This window comes from Yersinia sp. 2542 StPb PI, assembly GCF_048593855.1.
Classification (GTDB): domain Bacteria; phylum Pseudomonadota; class Gammaproteobacteria; order Enterobacterales; family Enterobacteriaceae; genus Yersinia; species Yersinia enterocolitica_E.
Window position 1 is genome coordinate 1 of the sequence record NZ_JAZGQA010000446.1, and the last position, 775, is coordinate 775.

The following is a 775-nucleotide window of genomic DNA, read 5'->3' on the forward strand; positions in this document are numbered from 1 at the left end:
GCCCGGATAGCTCAGTCGGTAGAGCAGGGGATTGAAAATCCCCGTGTCCTTGGTTCGATTCCGAGTCCGGGCACCACTATTTAAGCTTGTTTGTTACTGCGGCTGAACATCAGTCTTAACAAGCAGGTGATTAGACAGGAATACGATACTTCGTAATTTCGTCACATGGATTGTAAAAATAGTTAGCAATCAATTAGCTCACTTGTTAAATTAAGTGGGCTTTGTTACGTGTTATGGTTACCACAGAGCTTCCTCTCGTGTCAAACCAGCAAGGCTAATTGAGCCCTTGCCTCAAGCTGTTACATAGGTACCCCATCAAAGCGACCCACTCACTTTTAGAGATCTTCCGATATACAGATTATGTCCCTGAGAAGATCACGATGCGCAAGATCCGATTCACTAAGCACCAAATCATCGCCGTTCTAAAATCTGTCGAAGATGGCCGGATCGAGTGTCATAAGGCCGCTATCTCTTGAGCCAGCTATTACAACAGGAAGGTAAAGTAGGCGGTATGGAAACCACTGATATCAAAAAGATCAAAGATCTTGAGGGCGAGAATCGTCGTCTGAAGCAGAGGTTTGCCGATCTGAGTCTGGAATGCCGAGCGCTGAAAGACGTCATAGAAAAAAAGCTTTAAAACCAGTGAGCTAAGTGTGAGTTTAGTCCAACGAATAGCCAGATTAGATTTGTAGGCATTATAACAGAATCAACATATCGGGATAATAATATTGGAAATATACCTGACGAATATTAATCGTTTCAGTAAAACTGTAAG

Annotated in this window: 1 tRNA gene and 1 pseudogene; both read left to right on the top strand. The window is 43.1% G+C overall.

Annotated features, from left to right (window positions below):
* A tRNA-Phe gene (locus V1952_RS22200) sits at positions 1 to 76 on the top strand.
* 304 nt (positions 77 to 380) lie between these two features.
* A pseudogene (locus V1952_RS22205) lies at positions 381 to 631 on the top strand (transposase); the annotation flags it as partial.
* Positions 632 to 775 lie beyond the last annotated feature (144 nt).